The sequence below is a fragment of the Teredinibacter franksiae genome (assembly GCF_014218805.1).
Taxonomy (GTDB): Bacteria; Pseudomonadota; Gammaproteobacteria; order Pseudomonadales; family Cellvibrionaceae; genus Teredinibacter; species Teredinibacter franksiae.
Genome location: NZ_JACJUV010000001.1, coordinates 2,153,264 through 2,169,674, shown reverse-complemented (window position 1 = coordinate 2,169,674; position 16,411 = coordinate 2,153,264). Strand labels below are relative to the sequence as shown.

Annotated in this window: 14 protein-coding genes and 2 pseudogenes; 11 read left to right on the top strand and 5 right to left on the bottom strand. The window is 45.3% G+C overall.

Annotated elements, in window-relative coordinates; translation table 11 throughout:
* The first annotated feature begins 166 nt into the window (after positions 1-166).
* The 3 genes from H5336_RS08925 to H5336_RS08915 all read left to right on the top strand — a co-directional run bounded on the left by H5336_RS08925 (position 167) and on the right by H5336_RS08915 (position 2,904).
* Entirely contained in the window at positions 167-853 is a 687-nt protein-coding gene (locus H5336_RS08925) for a hypothetical protein (RefSeq protein WP_185233412.1), read from the top strand.
* 177 nt (positions 854-1,030) lie between these two features.
* A complete protein-coding gene (locus H5336_RS08920; protein ID WP_185233410.1) occupies positions 1,031-2,101 on the top strand; it encodes a transposase in 1,071 nt (356 codons plus the stop codon).
* 218 nt (positions 2,102-2,319) lie between these two features.
* Positions 2,320-2,904 carry a PDDEXK family nuclease gene (locus H5336_RS08915; protein WP_185233408.1) on the top strand — a complete coding sequence of 195 codons (585 nt, stop codon included), beginning with the start codon at positions 2,320-2,322 and terminating at the stop codon, positions 2,902-2,904.
* A gap of 117 nt (positions 2,905-3,021) precedes the next feature.
* On the opposite strand, the gene H5336_RS08910 is transcribed toward H5336_RS08915, so the two are convergent.
* On the bottom strand, positions 3,022-3,645 hold the full coding sequence (locus tag H5336_RS08910; RefSeq protein WP_185233406.1) for a transposase: 624 nt from the start codon (positions 3,643-3,645) through the stop codon (positions 3,022-3,024).
* A 35-nt stretch (positions 3,646-3,680) separates the two neighbouring features.
* Here H5336_RS08910 and tnpA (H5336_RS08905) point away from each other — a divergent pair, with 35 nt between their 5' ends.
* From tnpA (H5336_RS08905) to tnpC (H5336_RS08895), 3 genes are read left to right on the top strand one after another with little or no spacing between them, the layout of a single operon-like run.
* Positions 3,681-3,968, top strand: coding sequence for an IS66 family insertion sequence element accessory protein TnpA (gene tnpA / locus H5336_RS08905; protein WP_185231017.1), 288 nt, complete (start codon positions 3,681-3,683; stop codon positions 3,966-3,968).
* Positions 3,965-4,321, top strand: coding sequence for an IS66 family insertion sequence element accessory protein TnpB (gene tnpB, locus H5336_RS08900; RefSeq protein ID WP_185231015.1), 357 nt, complete (start codon positions 3,965-3,967; stop codon positions 4,319-4,321). Before tnpA (H5336_RS08905) ends, tnpB (H5336_RS08900) begins: the two co-directional genes overlap by 4 nt.
* A gap of 20 nt (positions 4,322-4,341) precedes the next feature.
* Entirely contained in the window at positions 4,342-5,838 is a 1,497-nt protein-coding gene (gene tnpC, locus H5336_RS08895) for an IS66 family transposase (RefSeq protein WP_185231013.1), read from the top strand.
* A gap of 162 nt (positions 5,839-6,000) precedes the next feature.
* Here tnpC (H5336_RS08895) and H5336_RS08890 read toward each other — a convergent pair whose 3' ends face one another.
* A complete protein-coding gene (locus tag H5336_RS08890; RefSeq protein ID WP_185233404.1) occupies positions 6,001-6,969 on the bottom strand; it encodes a transposase in 969 nt (322 codons plus the stop codon).
* An 84-nt stretch (positions 6,970-7,053) separates the two neighbouring features.
* Here H5336_RS08890 and H5336_RS08885 point away from each other — a divergent pair, with 84 nt between their 5' ends.
* Together H5336_RS08885 and H5336_RS08880 are read left to right on the top strand one after the other, a co-directional pair.
* Positions 7,054-7,407 carry a sigma-70 family RNA polymerase sigma factor gene (locus H5336_RS08885; RefSeq protein WP_185233402.1) on the top strand — a complete coding sequence of 118 codons (354 nt, stop codon included), beginning with the start codon at positions 7,054-7,056 and terminating at the stop codon, positions 7,405-7,407.
* A gap of 207 nt (positions 7,408-7,614) precedes the next feature.
* Complete coding sequence (locus H5336_RS08880; protein WP_185233400.1) at positions 7,615-9,636, top strand: TonB-dependent receptor plug domain-containing protein; 2,022 nt, start codon at positions 7,615-7,617, stop codon at positions 9,634-9,636.
* 956 nt (positions 9,637-10,592) lie between these two features.
* Here H5336_RS08880 and H5336_RS08875 read toward each other — a convergent pair.
* The 3 genes and pseudogenes from H5336_RS08875 to H5336_RS08865 all read right to left on the bottom strand — a co-directional run.
* Positions 10,593-10,989: pseudogene (locus tag H5336_RS08875) on the bottom strand (DDE-type integrase/transposase/recombinase); the annotation flags it as partial.
* A 144-nt stretch (positions 10,990-11,133) separates the two neighbouring features.
* Positions 11,134-13,056: a hypothetical protein gene (locus tag H5336_RS24010; protein ID WP_246439063.1), complete on the bottom strand. Its 1,923-nt coding sequence runs from the start codon at positions 13,054-13,056 to the stop codon at positions 11,134-11,136.
* A 784-nt stretch (positions 13,057-13,840) separates the two neighbouring features.
* A pseudogene (locus tag H5336_RS08865) lies at positions 13,841-14,081 on the bottom strand (hypothetical protein); the annotation flags it as partial.
* Positions 14,082-14,163: 82 nt separating this feature from the next.
* Between H5336_RS08865 and tnpA (H5336_RS08860) the strand changes: the two are divergent.
* From tnpA (H5336_RS08860) to tnpC (H5336_RS08850), 3 genes are read left to right on the top strand one after another with little or no spacing between them, the layout of a single operon-like run.
* The gene (tnpA, locus tag H5336_RS08860) at positions 14,164-14,448 is read left to right on the top strand and encodes an IS66 family insertion sequence element accessory protein TnpA (RefSeq protein WP_185231924.1); all 285 of its coding nucleotides are present in this window, start codon (positions 14,164-14,166) and stop codon (positions 14,446-14,448) included.
* On the top strand, positions 14,445-14,801 hold the full coding sequence (gene tnpB, locus H5336_RS08855) for an IS66 family insertion sequence element accessory protein TnpB (protein ID WP_185231926.1): 357 nt from the start codon (positions 14,445-14,447) through the stop codon (positions 14,799-14,801). The genes tnpA (H5336_RS08860) and tnpB (H5336_RS08855) overlap by 4 nt, the downstream gene beginning before the upstream one ends.
* A gap of 21 nt (positions 14,802-14,822) precedes the next feature.
* The gene (gene tnpC, locus H5336_RS08850) at positions 14,823-16,352 is read left to right on the top strand and encodes an IS66 family transposase (protein ID WP_185231928.1); all 1,530 of its coding nucleotides are present in this window, start codon (positions 14,823-14,825) and stop codon (positions 16,350-16,352) included.
* Positions 16,353-16,411 lie beyond the last annotated feature (59 nt).

Below are 16,411 nucleotides of genomic sequence, written 5' to 3'. Positions count from 1 at the left end.
TTTGCGTTTGGTGGTCAGGTCGTTGAATATGGGATTTTTGTCTGCTATCGATCCAAAGCGGAAGTTGGCGAAAGAATTTTTAAGGCCTGCAATTCGTGTTAATGCGGACATTTATCGAAATTTCGTATATTCCGTCACCTTGACGCATATCCAGTAGAAACCCGTTATGAAGACAGCTATTTCGGCTTTTCTGGGAATATACGTCAAAATGGCGCTGAACAAACTGTTAAGCATCATGATAGATCAACAATACATAAATAAATATGCAGAGTGCATGGAAGAAATAAAGAAACGAACCGAAGTGATTCGAGCGTTTCTAGACGGCCGATGTAATGCTTTATATAAGCAAACTTCCGCCGAATCCATTTGCCTTCAAGTACGAAAGATTTTAGAGCTTATTGCTCTAGCGTCTCTCGTAGCTAATAAAGAAGAATATGCTAAAAATCGAGCTAACTTCTCTAAAGACTGGCATGCCAAAAAAATTCTGCAAAGTATTGAGGAAATCAATCCTAAGTTTTACCCGTCACCAAGTACTCAGATACTGGATGAGGTAACAGGAAAGCTACTGGAGGCAAAGCCCATAAAGTCAGGCTTTCTTACGAGAAAGGATTTCGAGAACATCTATGATCGGTGCGGAGGTTTACTTCACGCCCAAAACCCTTTCTCTGCATCCAAGGATATAGACAATTTTTTAAAAATGGTTCCGGCTTGGCTTGAAAAGATCAAAGTACTTCTTAATCACCATCATGCTCAGCTAGTACAAGAAGATCTTCAGTTTTGGGTGGTCATGCAATCAAAAACGGATGGTAAGGTTCAGGTTAGTCTTTTTCAAAAAGTAGGTGAAAATGCTTAACAAGTTTGTCAACGAACGCACTTCGTGCTGGACCGCTAAAAGCGTGGCTTCGCCACAACGCGGCCCGTTACAAAGGCGTTGAAGCTGTCGAAAAACGCCAAAAACAACTAAATTCCTGCTGAATTGACCACTTTGTTGAAGTAAAATGGGCCTATTATCCATTTACTGGAAATGCAGATGGTCAATAACTTCAAAGAGAGTGATTCAAGCCAAGGGCGATTTATATCCGTTATCCCGTCAGAACAAGTAACCGAGGGTAGTTTTGATGAAACTGTTCAGCTTTTAATTGATCACGTCGCTGATTTAAGTGCATTCGATGCTCGTTACAATAACGCTAAGGGCGGAGCCTCGGCTTACCCGCCGTCAGTGTTGTTAAAAATCATACTGGCCGCCTATTCTCGCGGTATCACCGGTAGCCGTAAAATTGAAAATCTTTGTAAGTTCAACACAGTCTTTATGTGTTTGTCAGGATTTCTTACTCCGGATCATTCGACAATAGCCGCATTCGTATCTAAACAGCATAAGCAAATCGAAGATCTATTCGTTCAAATTGTCGTAGAGTGTGATTACCTGGGTTTGATCGGAGGTAATTGTTTTTCAATCGATGGTACGAAGTTATCTTCTAATGCAAGTAAAGATAAATCGGGCACAATTTCTGAATTCGAGAAGAAATACAAAAAAATAAGGAATGGCGTTAATTACCTGTTAAGGCAGCATCGTGAAGAAGACAAGGCCGGTGGCGTGGACCCAGATCGTCGAGAGAGAGAAAAGAAGAAAATCAAAAAGTTGCGAAAACTCGCTAAGGATCTAGAAGCTCCTCTTAGAGAAATGACGGACAAAATTGGCAGTACAGGCAAGCCTAAAAAGACCAATCTTACGGACCCGGATAGCAGTACTCTAATGTCCGGAGGTGGTGGTGCCGCACAAGGGTTTATGGCCGTTGCTGTTGTAGATGATAAACATCAAGTGATTTCTGGTGCGGGAATAGCACATGAAACGGAGCAAAAATGCTTTATCCCAATGCTTGAACAGGTCGAGGAAAACTTAGGTATAAGTCTAGAGGGGCGAAAGATGCTAGCGGATGCGGGGTTTAATACTATTGAAAACGCCGACTACTGTTTTGAGCGGGAGATTGATGCCTATTTAGCGGATGGGGATATGCGAGCTAGAAATCCACTCTATAAAGACAGGGATCGCAAGAAGCCGGAATCGCGCAGACGGAAGTATTTTAAGGTCAGTGCGAATTAACGGGGTCAGGCCTTACGTTTGACATTTTGATTTTGTCGTTGTCCTTCTCTTATTGTTTGATGGGTTGGCTTGCGGGATGCTTGGGGCAGAAACCCGAGAGGCGGCGTGTCTAAATATAGGAATGCTGTGTCTAGATGCGGCCATAAAGGTATAGATGTAGACATTATGTCTACATCTGGGATGACGTATATTCAAATATTAAGTATCAAGGAGAGTATGTGATTTTTTCAATATCTAACGGCCTTGATAAGGCTACAAAAATAAAACGAAGTAGCTTTACCAATCTCAATATTTGGGAGAGAACTCATATAGAGGAGTGGGTAAGAACTAATCCAGAAATCCTTGGAGAAGACTTACTCATTGTAAGCATCGAATTTGATAGATTCTCTAACAGCAATGACCGCTTAGATTTATTGGCAGTAGATCGCGAAGGTAACTTGGTAGTTGTCGAATTAAAGCGGGACTCTGCAGCAGGCTACGCCGACCTACAAGCTATAAGATATGCTGCAATGGTATCTTCAATGACCATTGATAAACTCGTTCCATACTACATTTCTTATAAAAGGAAATATGACGATGAGCTACTTACTGATCTGGAAGCAAAAGAGCAGATCATTGAGTTTGTCGAATCTGATTCTTTCTCAGAGCTATCAACAAAACCTAGAATTATTCTATGTTCAGAAGGATTTTCGGCCGAAATTACCACGACAGTTTTGTGGCTCCGCCACCATAAGGAGGGACACCCACTCTTAGAGAATTTGCGAAAAATTCATTGGGGAAAATACGAAAGATCAAAGTTTTAGGGTATTAATTGTAAATGCTGGAAGAGTGGCGCGTACGAGCACGAATTGGTCAGTTTGGGCTATAGGCAGAGCCTGGCTAGCGTGATCCCGTTTTAATTGCAGTGTTTTTTTAAAGGACTAAGCGACGTTTTTATCTCGCCGCCTATAATGGAATTTTTTATAGAAGATCGCTTCAAATTTTTGCGTGTTATCCAGCCAGTCGTCAGCGTCGATGCCTAGCCGTTGCAGAATGGGTAGAGATTCACTGGCGATGTAACCGCGCTTATCTTTACGCTGAATACGGCCAGTCGTATCCACTAACGTGAGGTAATCTTTGATATCGAATAATACGCCGTGTTGTATATCAGACCGAATATTCCCCTCAAAAGCGGCTAATTCTTTAACGGAAAAGCGGCTGAAGTGATGAGGGTTGATATCCGGGTTGTGGGTTAAAGCTTGTTTCAGTTCAAAGCGAGGGTTTATTCGCTCTTGAACGCTGGTGTGTTCAGAAGTTTCGGGTGACTCGGCCATTTTTGCGCGTATGGGGTTTAAATCCACGTAGGCCATAGCGGTTAACAGAGCCTCCTCGGTCAATAAGGCTTGAGATTTAAATCGCCCCTCCCAGAATCGGCCAGTGCAGTGTTCTTCTTGGTTGGCCTGGCGTGCGATGACTTGATTTAGTTGCTGCATAAACGCGCTTAAGCTGCCAAGGCGTGTGTAAGCGCCAATCCAACCACACCCTACAAGGCGCGACATTAACATAATAACCTATAGTCTCCATTACTAAGGAGGCTATCATGTCCAAGCGCCGCACCTACAACTGGCCCCAACTTTTCGCAGAATTCGAGCGGTCAGGCCTATCGCAAGTCGAATTTTGCAAGCAACACGACCTCAATCCAAAATATTTCAACTTAAAGCTTTCCAAGCTCAAAGCGCAGGAAGACAGTGCGTTCGCGCATGTGGTTGTACAGCCTGAACTTTACTCGCGGCAGGGGCTTGTCCTCGAAGTGGGCAACTGTAAAGTTCATTGCCCACCAGCCATGTCTATTCCTTCCTTTGTATCATTGATTAAGTCCCTCGCATGATCCAGTGGTCCAATGCGATTCCCATATACCTGCACCGCGACCCAGTAGACTTTCGCAAAGCGATCAATGGCCTAGCGGTTATCGTGAGTGAGGAGATGGAGTTGGATGTATACAGCCAGGCGTTGTTCGTGTTTTGCAATAGAAACCGCAGTCAGCTCAAAGTGCTCTATTGGGACAGTACGGGTTTTGCCCTGTGGCAGAAACGCCTAGAGAAGGACAAATTTAAGTGGCCGAGTAAAGACCCGCTTGCAACCGCATCAATTACCTACGAGCAATGGGATTGGTTATTGCGGGGTTTTGACTTTGCTAAATTTAGACCACATAAGCAGTTAAAATTCACCGAGGTGGCCTAATATTTTGTATAATAGCCGCTATGAAATATGCGGCGGCTTTACAGAAAGAAAATGATTTATTGCGCGAAAAGATTGCCGCGCGCGATACGCAAATCGCCGTATTAAACGAACAGCTTAAACACCTGCTGAGCAAACGCTTTGGATCTTCTAGTGAAAAAATATCGGCTGATCAGCTAGGCTTATTTAACGAAGCCGAAGCATGTGTAGTTGAAGTTGAGGCCGCCGAAAGCGATAGCACCACTGTAAAAAGTTATACTCGCAAGCGTAAGCCTCGCGTTACTATACCCGACAACCTTCCCCGTGAAGACATCATTCACGACATCACCGAAACGGAAAAAGTCTGCCCTCACGATGGCAGCACTCTTAATATCATTGGCAGCGAAGACCATGAACAACTGGAAATCATCCCCGCTAAAATCAAAGTGGTTCGCCACAAGCGACTAAAATATGCCTGTCCCTGCTGTGACAATCACATTGTAACGGCAGGCAAGCCCAAACAGCCTATCGAAAAAAGTATCGCCAGCCCCAGTCTACTCGCTTACATCGCGGTGCAAAAATATGCGGATGCTTTACCTTTATACCGTCAAAGCGAGATATTCAAACGAATCGGCATAGAGCTGGACAGAACTAATATGGCGAACTGGATGGTGAAGTGTGGTGAGCTGACACAGCCCCTTATCAACCTGTTAATTGATTACCTCCACAAGCCACCGTACATCCACATGGATGAAACCACACTACAGGTATTGGAAGAGCCGGGAAAGACCGCACAAAGCAAAAGCTACATGTGGGTAATGACCAGCACAGGTCCACAGTCGGTTTGCGTATTCCACTATGCGGATAACCGAGGGCAACGGGTACCCATCGAGCTACTTAGCGCCGAAAATACCGCCATTATGGTCGACGGCTACGAGTGGTACCAAAAAGCCTGTGATGAGTACGGTATTACCCGCTTAGGTTGCTGGGCTCATGCCAGAAGAAAGTTCAAAGAGGCTCAAAATTTACAGAAAAAGGGTAAAACAGGCAAAGCTGATCAAGCCTTAGCCTATATCCACAAGCTGTACGCGATTGAAAAGAAAATAAAGGACGAACCACCGGATAAACGCTACCAAGTTCGCCAAGAGCAGGCAAAACCCATCCTCGACAAAATCAAAGAATGGTTGGATAAAAGCTTACAGTCGGTGGCACCGAAAACAAAACTCGGTATAGCATTGGTGTACCTGAACAACCAGTGGGATCGATTAATCGCCTACCTGGAAGATGGGTGCTATCCCATCGATAATAATGCTGCCGAACGTGCAATACGCCCCTTTGCTATTGGTCGCAAAAACTGGATGTTCAGTAAGAGTCAGGCGGGCGCTAAAGCTAGCGCAAATCTTTACAGTCTGATAGAAACAGCCAAGGCTAACGACCTGAATACGTACGACTATTTGCAACATATTTTTGAAGAACTACCCAATGCGCAAAATGTTGAGCAGATTGAGGGATTGTTGCCTTGGAATGTCCAGCTTGGTTAGGGTGTGGTTGGTTTGGCGCTTACTGCGTAAGATCTAAATATAAAGGTAATAAGTGTGAATACTGTAAGAGTGGCGCGTACGAGCACGAATCACGCTGATTAAACCATCGGCAGAGCCTGGCTAACGTGAGCCCGCTTTAATTGCAGTGAGTTTACTAAAGGACTAAGCGACGTTTTTATCTCGCCGCCTATAATGGAATTTTTTATAGAAGATCGCTTCAAATTTCTGCGTGTTACCCAGCCAATCGTTAGCGTCGATGCCTAGCCGTTGCAGAATGGGTAGAGATTCACTGGCGATGTAACCACGCTTATCTTTACGCTGAATACGGCCAGTCGTATCCACTAACGTGAGGTAATCTTTGATATCGAATAAGACGCCGTGTTGTATGTCGGACCAAATATTCCCCTCAAAAGCGGCTAATTCTTTAACGGGAAAGCGGCTGAAGTGATGAGGGTTGATATCCGGATTGTGGGTTAAAGCTTGTTTTAGTTCAAAGCGAGGGTTTATTCGCTCTTGAACGCTGGTGTGTTCAGAAGTTTCGGGTGACTCGGCCATTTTTGCGCGTATGGGGTTTAAATCCACGTAGGCCATAGCGGTTAGCAGAGCCTCCTCGGTCAATAAGGCTTGAGATTTAAATCGCCCCTCCCAGAATCGGCCAGTGCAGCGTTTTTCTTGGTTCGCCTGTCGTGCGATGACTTGATTAAGTTGCTGCATAAACTCGCTTAAGCTGCCAAGGCGTGTACGCCAATCTTCTACAGTATCTTCGAGTACGCGTTGTTCTGCCGTATCTAAGGTTTCGCCTTTTTGATATTTTTGTACCAAAAAAGGGCCTTTGTATAAGCATAGCCAGCGCTGAATGACTTCGTCGAAGCTCCAGCTTTGCGGTGCCTGGGCATCAATTTTGATTACGATATGGTAATGGTTACTCATTACGGCGTAACTGCAGATATCGATAGCAAAAATGGTGGAGAGTAAGCGAATACGCTCTGCAATCCATTCGCGCCGGTGTTCGTAGCATTGCCCGGTATGAATATCTGTACCACACAGGTAGGAGCGGCGAACACAGCGGGACATAACGTGATAATAGGGTGTGTCACTGATGGAGACTTGATGCTTCCGTGCCGTCGTCATAGGTGTTCTTCAGCTGTTTATATAAACAGTTAATTATCGTAGGGGATGTTCGGTATGATGTCAATGGCGAGTGGGTGTCCTCGTGTGCCTTTAAAGAAGCGAGCAATTGAAAAGTACAAAGCATTTGTAGCAGAGGGCAAGGGTGTGCCGCTGTGGGATAAGGTACAAAATCAGGTTTTTTTGGGCAGTGAAGAGTTTGTTGAGGAGAAAAGGAAGCTAATTGAGCTTGAAAAGGACTTATCGGAAATTCCAACAGGCCAAAAAAGGCCGCTAGCGAAACCGCTGGAACACTACGAAAAACAAGCGGGTTCGCGCGATGAGGCCATAGTAAATGGGTATGATAGTGGCCGGTATAGCTTGAAAGAAATTGGTGAATATTTTGGTTTACATTATTCAAGAGTCAGCAGAATAGTGAAAAAGGCAAAAGACAAGACTTGACCCCTATCGTGTTACTATCGTGCTCTCTTATTCAAGAGTAAGCAGAATAGTGAAAAAGGCAAAAGACAAGACTTGACCCCTATCGTGCTCTAAGGATTTGAGACCTGCTAACTCTTATAATCCACGCCAAACTCGTTTAGCCCCCATAGACGAATTCATTAGAGGAATGAGCTACACTGTAAAGCACAAGGGGAGCTTACGATCAAAATGAAATTTGCGCCACCAATTGTTTTTCTCACTTACATGCTCACAGCAACTTACCCAGCCTACTGTGATGAGGATTTGTTTTCACTTTCCCTTGAGGATTTACTCCAGGTTAGCCTCACAGGCGCAAGCCTGCGTGAACAAACAATCAGGGATGCTCCAGCTAGCGTTACCGTATTCAACACCGAATCCTTTAAGCAGCTAGGCGCACAAAAACTAAGCGATCTGCTGCGATTCGTGCCAGGCTTTCAACAGCTTTATTTCGACCAGGCTGCAGGTATTAGCCCCGTTGTGCGTGGTCGGTCTCTTGCTCCGACCAGCCGGGAATACCTGTTTATTGTTGATGGTGTGCGCATGGATAGCTGGATCGAAGGCGCCAATATCACACGGCTACTACGCTTTCCGTTGATTGGTGTAAAACGCGTGGAATTCATACGCGGCCCCGTCTCACACATGTACGGCAGTAATGCCTATATGGGAGTTATCAATATTGTTACTGGCACCAGTGGCAGTAAAATACGACTCGCTTCCGGGCAACCGGCAGATATGCAGTTGACGCTCAGCCACCCCTTCAAACTTGGAACCAGTAAACACCACTTGTCTTTTGAAATCTTTAATGACCAGGGGCTGAGCCATGAGGTACCAGACCCATTCAACCCAGAAGAGACTCTTCCGCTAAAAGATCAACTTAACAGCAAATCGCTTTCCTACACGATTGAGTTGGGAAATTGGCGCATATCTGCGCGCGGCCATCAGGCAGAAGCCTCCGGTTTTTATGTGGGAGGTCGGCTGGACCCGGAATTTTCTGACTTGCGCTACAGCATTGCCTCAATAAACCTTGAAAACACACAAACTATTTTCGGTGACAGCGAAAACCAAGTAATGCTTGGCAGCAAACAGTATAAAAGCAGTACAGAAGCGATTTTCGCAGGGGCAGGCAGCCTCAACGACCTTAGCAACCCAGCCAGCAACGACCCTCTGTGGGTAATATATCGCTATGCTGGCAGCGAGCAATGGCTAATCGACCGGCTCACACTAAATACAAAGAGTGGTTGGACTTATCAAATGGGCTATGAGTTTCGATATATCGACACCACAAATATGGAGCTGTACAACAATTATGATGTGGAAGCTTTTGTAAACCAGGATTTCCCCATCCCTTATTTCGGTCACTTCGATGAGAAAACCATTATCGGCGATGTGGAGACAGAATACTCCCACGGCATTTATGCCCAATCAAGCTACAACTGGGGCGACAAACTTGAATCAACACTCGGGATTCGCTACGACAACTCGAAATTAGCGGGAGATAACATTAGCCCGAGAATCTCCTTTATCTATTTTCCAACATCCGATCATTCATTAAAACTCATTTATGGGGAAGCATTTCGAGCACCCGCTGCCAATGAGTATTTCACCAAAAACAACCCCGCACTCATCGGAAACCCTGATCTGAAAGCCGAAACGGTCGCAACAACAGAACTCATATGGGTATATGAAAATAATCTGCGGCACCTACAGCTATCGTTTTTTTACAACGATTTTAAAAACACCATTACCAGTGTAAACCCAGACGGCTCAAGACGCTTCAACAACAGTGGGGAAAGTTCAAACTCAGGAGCAGAAATTACCTTAGCTCTGCCAATCAGCAGAGACAAGCGCTGGTCGATTCGGGCTAACTTATCTAAATTGTTTGATATGCCCGAGGACACCTTCAGGCTCTCCAATGCTCAGGCTAACCTGTTGCTTAATTACAAACATACGAAATGGAACTTATCACTAGATTATGAATACTCCAGCGAGCGCCGATACCTTATGAGGGGCAATACCCAACCCACACCCATCGATGCCTATGGCTTGGTTAACGCGCACTTCTCCTACAAATTAACTCCTCAATGGAAACTCACGCTCTCGGGTAAAAACCTTTTTGATAAAGCCTACGCCTACCCAAGCGTTGGCTCCTCCCTAAACCCTATCCCTGCTCGCGGTCGAGAGTATGTGCTGGGCATAGAAAGACACTTTTAATCAGAGTGCAAGAGCATTTAGACCACCTCGAACCTATTAGTCTCGAGTAATGCATAAAACCCCACCAAAAAAAGTTAAGCACTTGCCTCAAGGCCGCAACAAAATTGGCCTGGTTTGCAATTGGATCACTCTCATCTGCAACAAGCGCATGTAATTGCTCAGCGAGACCTAGAAGCGAAATCTACGGGTCAGAGAAACTTGAACCGCAAAAGCAAGATTGAATATTATTAATAATGGGGACCGAATAAAGGGGAGAGATTTTTTAAAAGTCCTCTTCAAGGCGAAAACTGACAACATGAAACCATTTCGCTGGAACTTAAAGAAAAGCGAACAACTTGGCAACTTGTTGATGCTTCTATTGAGCAAATGAACGCTTATGCAGAACTAAAGGTAAACGCACGAAAATCAATCGATGATTTTGCAAATAAAAATGCTACACACAATTTAGATCGAACCCACCTCGAAGCCCAGCACCCACCATGGAACGTCGAAAAATATTGGCAACTACTATTCTAGTGGGGCTGAATTGTATCGTAGCTACTGGAGATTCAAATGACGAAGAATGTGAAACCGGTGAGCATGGCGAATAATTATATAGACGGATAGATAGGCAAACACGGGCGGAGGACCAAGGCACTTGAAAATGAAGGGAACAAATTTATCCCTATATCTAAGCCAATTAGGAGGAAGAGGGGTCGGGTCTTGTCTTTTGCCTCACATCTTAATCTAAGCTATTCTAGTGGTTATATGAGTCGACTGGAGTGGTGACGAGTTATGGCAAGGCCGTAGAGATTGGGATTTTCGGGTGCGTTGTACCATGTGACAGCGAAGGGAGACAGACGAGAAGATATTTACGAAACAGATGACGACAGGCATGCCTTTCTGGCTTTGTTGGGAGATGTCTGTGAAAGGTTTAATTGGGTATGTCATGCCTATTGTCTGATGAATAATCAGGTTAAATAGCTAGGGATATGATGCTTAGCACCCGCAAAAATTATGTAACCCCTAGTCGGAACCCATTCCGTTTTTAAGCTCCTAAAAATCGTTCCATCGGCGCATTGTCCCAACAGTTTTCTCGACGACTCACGCTTTGTTGTATTTTGAATCGCTATAAGGTTTGTCGAAATTCCAAGCTTGTATAATGGCTTCCTTGATCCGAGTGATACATTAAACCTTTTGGTTGACCACGCGCTTCGTACGCCATTTTCAGTGCTTTTTTGTCAGTTGGCTATCAGGTGAAAGTGACAGCGACCAACCCACGGCCTTAAGTGCATACAGGTCGATGACCACAGCAAGATAAGCCCAACGGCTACCAATCCAAATATAAGTTACATCACCGCACTTAACACTATCCAAAGTAAAGCTGAGCTTGCAGAAAGTAATTCGCTTTTTGCAATCACATTTATTTGGCTGGGTAGCGATCCAGGAGATATTTGATCCTCCACAAAGGGAGAAGAGGCGTGAGCCTCCTCAAATGTCTCAGGATCTCGTCCGGCGTTAGTGGGACAAAAGTGATGCAGAACCCTTGATTCGTAAAATTGCTTTCAGGGCGCTAATGAGAGATAACAGTATTAACAGAGTAAGATCGATACTGCCTCCACCGGAATCTCCACCTGCCCCGCCACCATTTCCTGACGAGCCTGAAGAGGGCGCCGCACTTGACGACGAACTGCTTGACGAAGAACTGCTTGACGAAGAACTGCTTGACGAAGAACTGCTTGACGAAGAACTGCTTGACGAAGAATTGCTTGACGAAGAACTGCTTGACGAAGAACTACTTGATGAAGAACTACTGCTGCTCGAACTGCTATTTACAACAAGGGTCGCAGTTGCAGAGGGGGAATTTGAAACCTCGCTCCAGTTAACACCGTCACCCACCTTAATAGCAAAATAATAAATGGCTCCTGCAGTGAGCCCCCCAACGGTAAATGATTCGCCAGTTCCTGAATCGGCAGGAGCAGTCTCTCCAAATACTTCCTGGGCAGAACTAAAATTTGATGAATCGATTGGCGAAGAGCTGTAACGGATGTCGTAGCTGCTGGCCTTGCCTGACACTCCGTCATCACCAGTGGCGGCCCAGGTTAGGTTGATCTCACCATGGGAGGTACCTTCAGATGCAGCAAGATCGTTAATTGCATCAGGCGCAATGGTGTCCGGCTCACCATCAGAGCTATTGGTGAACTTTAAAACATGAACTATAGGTAAGCTGCCACCGCCACCATTGTCCTCAACGATAAAAAGTCGCCTGTTGTCTACATCCCAAATGGCACCACGGTCGGACCGGACGTACGAATCATTATCAAAGCTGAAGTCCATGTCATGGACAGCATAGGGCAGGATGCCTTCTTCATCGGAGACAACCCCGTCAAAGGCGTCTTTAAGGTCCCGCGCATCGTACAACAAGAACCGGTCATATACTCTGCTAAGTGAAATGGGTCGCTGATACCCGGAGATCACCCCACCGGAGTCATAGGTAGTATTGGCAGCCCATGGACCGTAGGCAAGGACAGTCCTATAATCAGGCAGCATGACAGTACCGCGGTGCATAGACATACCGGAGAAGAAGGCATCAGGGTTGTTTCCCATGTAGGGGTAGGTCCCGCCATCGGCTATAGCCCCATTGGTATGTCTCAGAATGGCGGTGCCTGGCACGTTGCCGTAATCAGCAAGGCCCTCCACATCGTTGTGATTGATGACCCAAAAACCAGGTCCGTAGTTTACGCCATACAGCAAGGACAAACCGTGTCCACCGCCACCCATTAGGGTGGCTCCACCGAAAGTCTCCTGCCAGTTTTCTGGTATCGGACATCCCATCCCATTGCCCATTGCCCGTTGATTTAAGGTAGAGCTCACCACCGAGTACGGGCCATCAACGTTATTGTCTGAAAGGTCTGCACTTCGGCGAAACAATGTCGTGGACTGAGTATCTCCACGATAAACACCGGCAGCGGTAAAATAGAGGTATCCATCTTTATAAAGCATTCCTGTGGCAGCAGTGCCATTAGCCCCAGAGTGACCGTTTGGAAAATTGCCCAGAGTCCCGCCCAGTAATTCACAATCCTGAACCAGGGTTGCTCGATTATAATTTGACGTCTTAAGTTCAGGAATACTGATCTCGCAGATCACAGGCTCATTTGGATTACCTGCCACAAGGCCGGCAGCCAGAAAAAGTGAACCCTTTCCGCCATCTCCATCAGGATTGTAAGCAAAGGCACCATAGCCTTGTATTCCGTATTGCAGGCCGGTTAAATAAGTACCGTTACCCAAATCCCTGCCGCCGTCGGGAACCAGGAAAGCGCCCTCGTATTGGATATTCGAGGGATCGTACAACGGCAGATCCAAAGGATTACTTCTCGCATTGTCCGCGACAATTATGCCAACTAGCAAAGTATAAATACTTACCATTGTTATAAACTTCATAATGTAATATCTCCAATTATCGGGGTAGAGTTTTACGTTTAGGTAACAGTAAGTAAGCGGTAATCCAAAAAACCCTTCTTCGAAAAGTGAAGTCCGATTTCTATGCTGGAAATCTGTCCGAATGGCAGTTGTAGAAAGGAATACAAATTTGATACTAAAGTAATACTAAAATCTGGCTGGTGAACGGTGTCACAAAAATCAACAAGCTCACAAGCGGATACGTAAATTCAGTGAACCTATTCCCGAAATACCAAGCCACAGAAGAAAGTGAACAACGCGTCATTTGATAAAAAAATGCTGAAAAGGTGTCAGACTTCTATTGGACTTTAATAACCTGCGCTAGCCATCTTGCTTGGTTTGGTTGGTTTTCCTATCAATGGCAATATCATAGTATTTTTTAACCAATTCAGGAACCGAGTTATCGAATTGAGGCAAACCCATTCTGTCTCTACTATCTTCCAGGGTCGCATAAATATTTTCGAAGCTATCTCGATACCTTTGTTTTCACTAACTGAAATAATATTTGGGAATTCCCGTTCAAAGATTATCTTATCCAAGGAATAGAATAAAGAGAATAATAGACAGTCACTTTAAAAAATCGTTGTAGAAATTTCCTGTACATTTCCCGTAAGGGCTCACGAAAATCATCACTGTTTAGTTGCTAGGTTAGGAAATATTCAAAGAGGGGTAATATTCAATATTTTACGCGAGCGGAATCTAGCTCTTGCGGAACGTCTTATGCGATAAGATTTTTGCGGTAAATATTAATGCAAAAGCGCTTCGTATTAAGTCGGTCGAGAATGGGGGGTAGCTGGTTGTCAATAAAACGGCGTTTGTATTCCCGAATCGCTCTACCGATAAGGTCCACCAGTTCTATATAGTCTTTTAAGTGAAAGGGTAAACCCTGCGGCATGGGCTCTCTGGGATTGCCTACAAACTCAGCTAATTTAACTCGCTCAGGTTTCTCGTTTTTTTAAATGTTCGACCCGCCGCTTAATAGAAGTATGTTCAGAATCTTCGGGTGTGCGGTAAGCGCCAAACGAACTACACCCTTCAGTCAGCTTGAATCACTCACTACTCTACAGCCTCACTTATCAAGGAGGCTGTATGGCTTACCAAAAATACAATTGGCCCGAGATTTTCGAAAAATTCGATTCGTCAGGGCTCTCGCAGACAGAGTTCTGCAAACAACACAATCTCAATACCAAATATTTCAACTTAAAGCTCTCCAAGCGCAAAGCTCAAGACGGTGGTGCTTTTGCGAAAGCTATTGTGCAGTTGGAGCCAGCCTCACCTGAAGGCCTGACTGTAGAGGTGGGCCATTGTAAAATCCATTGCCCTGCGACCATGTCCATACCGTCCTTCGTCTCATTGGTGCGCTCTCTGGCATGATCCAGTGGCGAGATTCAATTCCAATCTACTTACACCGTGACCCTGTAGATTTCCGCAAAGCCATTAATGGATTGGCCGTCATCGTCAGCGAAGAGATGGCGCTGGATGTTTACGATAGTGCCTTGTTTGTCTTCTGCAATAAGAACCGTAGCCAGCTTAAAGTCCTGTACTGGGATAGCACCGGTTTTTCCCTCTGGCAGAAGCGTTTAGAAAAAGCTAAATTCAAATGGCCTAGGAAAGCGCCGCTGGCGACGGTTTCAATAACCTACGAGCAATGGTGTTGGTTGTTACGCGGCTTCGACTTTGCCAAATTTATGCCCCATCAGCAATTAAAGTATACCGAAGTCGTTTAAATATTTTGTATAATAGCCGCTATGAACGATGCAGCGGCCTTACAAAAAGAAAATGATTTATTGCGTGAGCAGCTCGCCGCTGAAAAAGTAAAAAGTGGAGAAAGAATAGCCGCGCGTGATGCACAAATATCGGCTCTTCACGAACAAATAAAACATCTTCTCAGTAAGCGCTTCGGCACCTCTAGTGAAAAATCATCGCCAGATCAGATGGGCTTATTTAATGAAGTAGAAGAATGCCTGGTTGATGAAGCTTTAATCTCAGAATCTGAAACTACGGTTGTTAAAAGCCATACACGTAAAAGTAAACCTCGGATCACCCTTCCAGACAACCTCCCACGTGAAGACATTATCCACGACCTGCCGGAAGAGGAGAAAGTATGCCCGCACGATGGCTCCGAGCTTAAAAACATTGGCAGTGACGATCATGAGCAATTAGAGATCATTCCAGCCAAGATCAAAGTGATACGGCATAAGCGGCTCAAATATGCTTGCCCCTGCTGTGACAATCATATTGTTACTGCGAGCAAGCCAAAACAACCCATCGAAAAAAGCATTGCTAGTCCTAGCTTACTTTCCTACATCGCCACTCAAAAATATGCTGACGCCTTACCGCTGTACCGCCAAAGCGAGATGTTCAAGCGCATAGGCATTAAGCTGGATAGAACGAATATGGCCAACTGGATGGTCAAATGCGGTGAGCGAGTACAACCACTTATTAACTTACTGATCGATCATCTCCATAGTCAACCGTGCTTGCATGTAGATGAAACCACGCTGCAGGTATTAGATGAGCCCGGAAAGGCAGCGCAAAGTAAAAGCTACATGTGGGTAATGACCAACACCGGCCACCAGCCCGCATGCGTGTTCCATTATGCTGATACGCGTAGCCAGCAAGTACCACTAAACCTGCTCAGTCAAGATAACGCTGCGATTATGGTGGATGGCTATGAGGGTTACCAAAGAGCGTGCACTGAGTACGGCATTACTCGTATAGGTTGTTGGGCGCACGCCAGAAGAAAGTTTAAAGATGCACAAGCATTACAAAAGAAAGGAAAAACGGGCAAAGCCGATCAAGCTTTAGCCTATATCCAAAAGCTCTACGTCATTGAGAAGAAAATCAAAGGCGAACCGCCGGATAAACGCTACCAAATTCGTCAAAGCGACGCCTTGCCGATCCTCGAAAAACTAAAAACATGGATGGAGAAAAGCCTTGTTACTGTGCCACCACAAACGGCAATCGGTAAAGCCTTGGTGTACCTGAATAATCAATGGGGTCGCTTGGTTGGCTATGTCGACGATGGTCGATACCCAATTGATAACAACGCGGCGGAGAGATCAATACGTCCGTTTACAATTGGTCGAAAGAATTGGATGTTCAGCAAAAGCCAAGCGGGTGCCAAAGCTAGCGCCAACCTTTATAGTTTGATCGAAACCGCCAAGGCGAATGAGCTAAATGTGTATGACTACCTCGTACAGGTTTTTAGAGAGCTTCCAAACGCTCAAAGTGTCGAACAGGTTGAGGCCTTACTGCCTTGGAATACAAGCCTGTAGTCGGATTGGCGCTTACGGTGTGCGCGCTATTTTGGCTCGTACAGGGTTTAAATCCACAT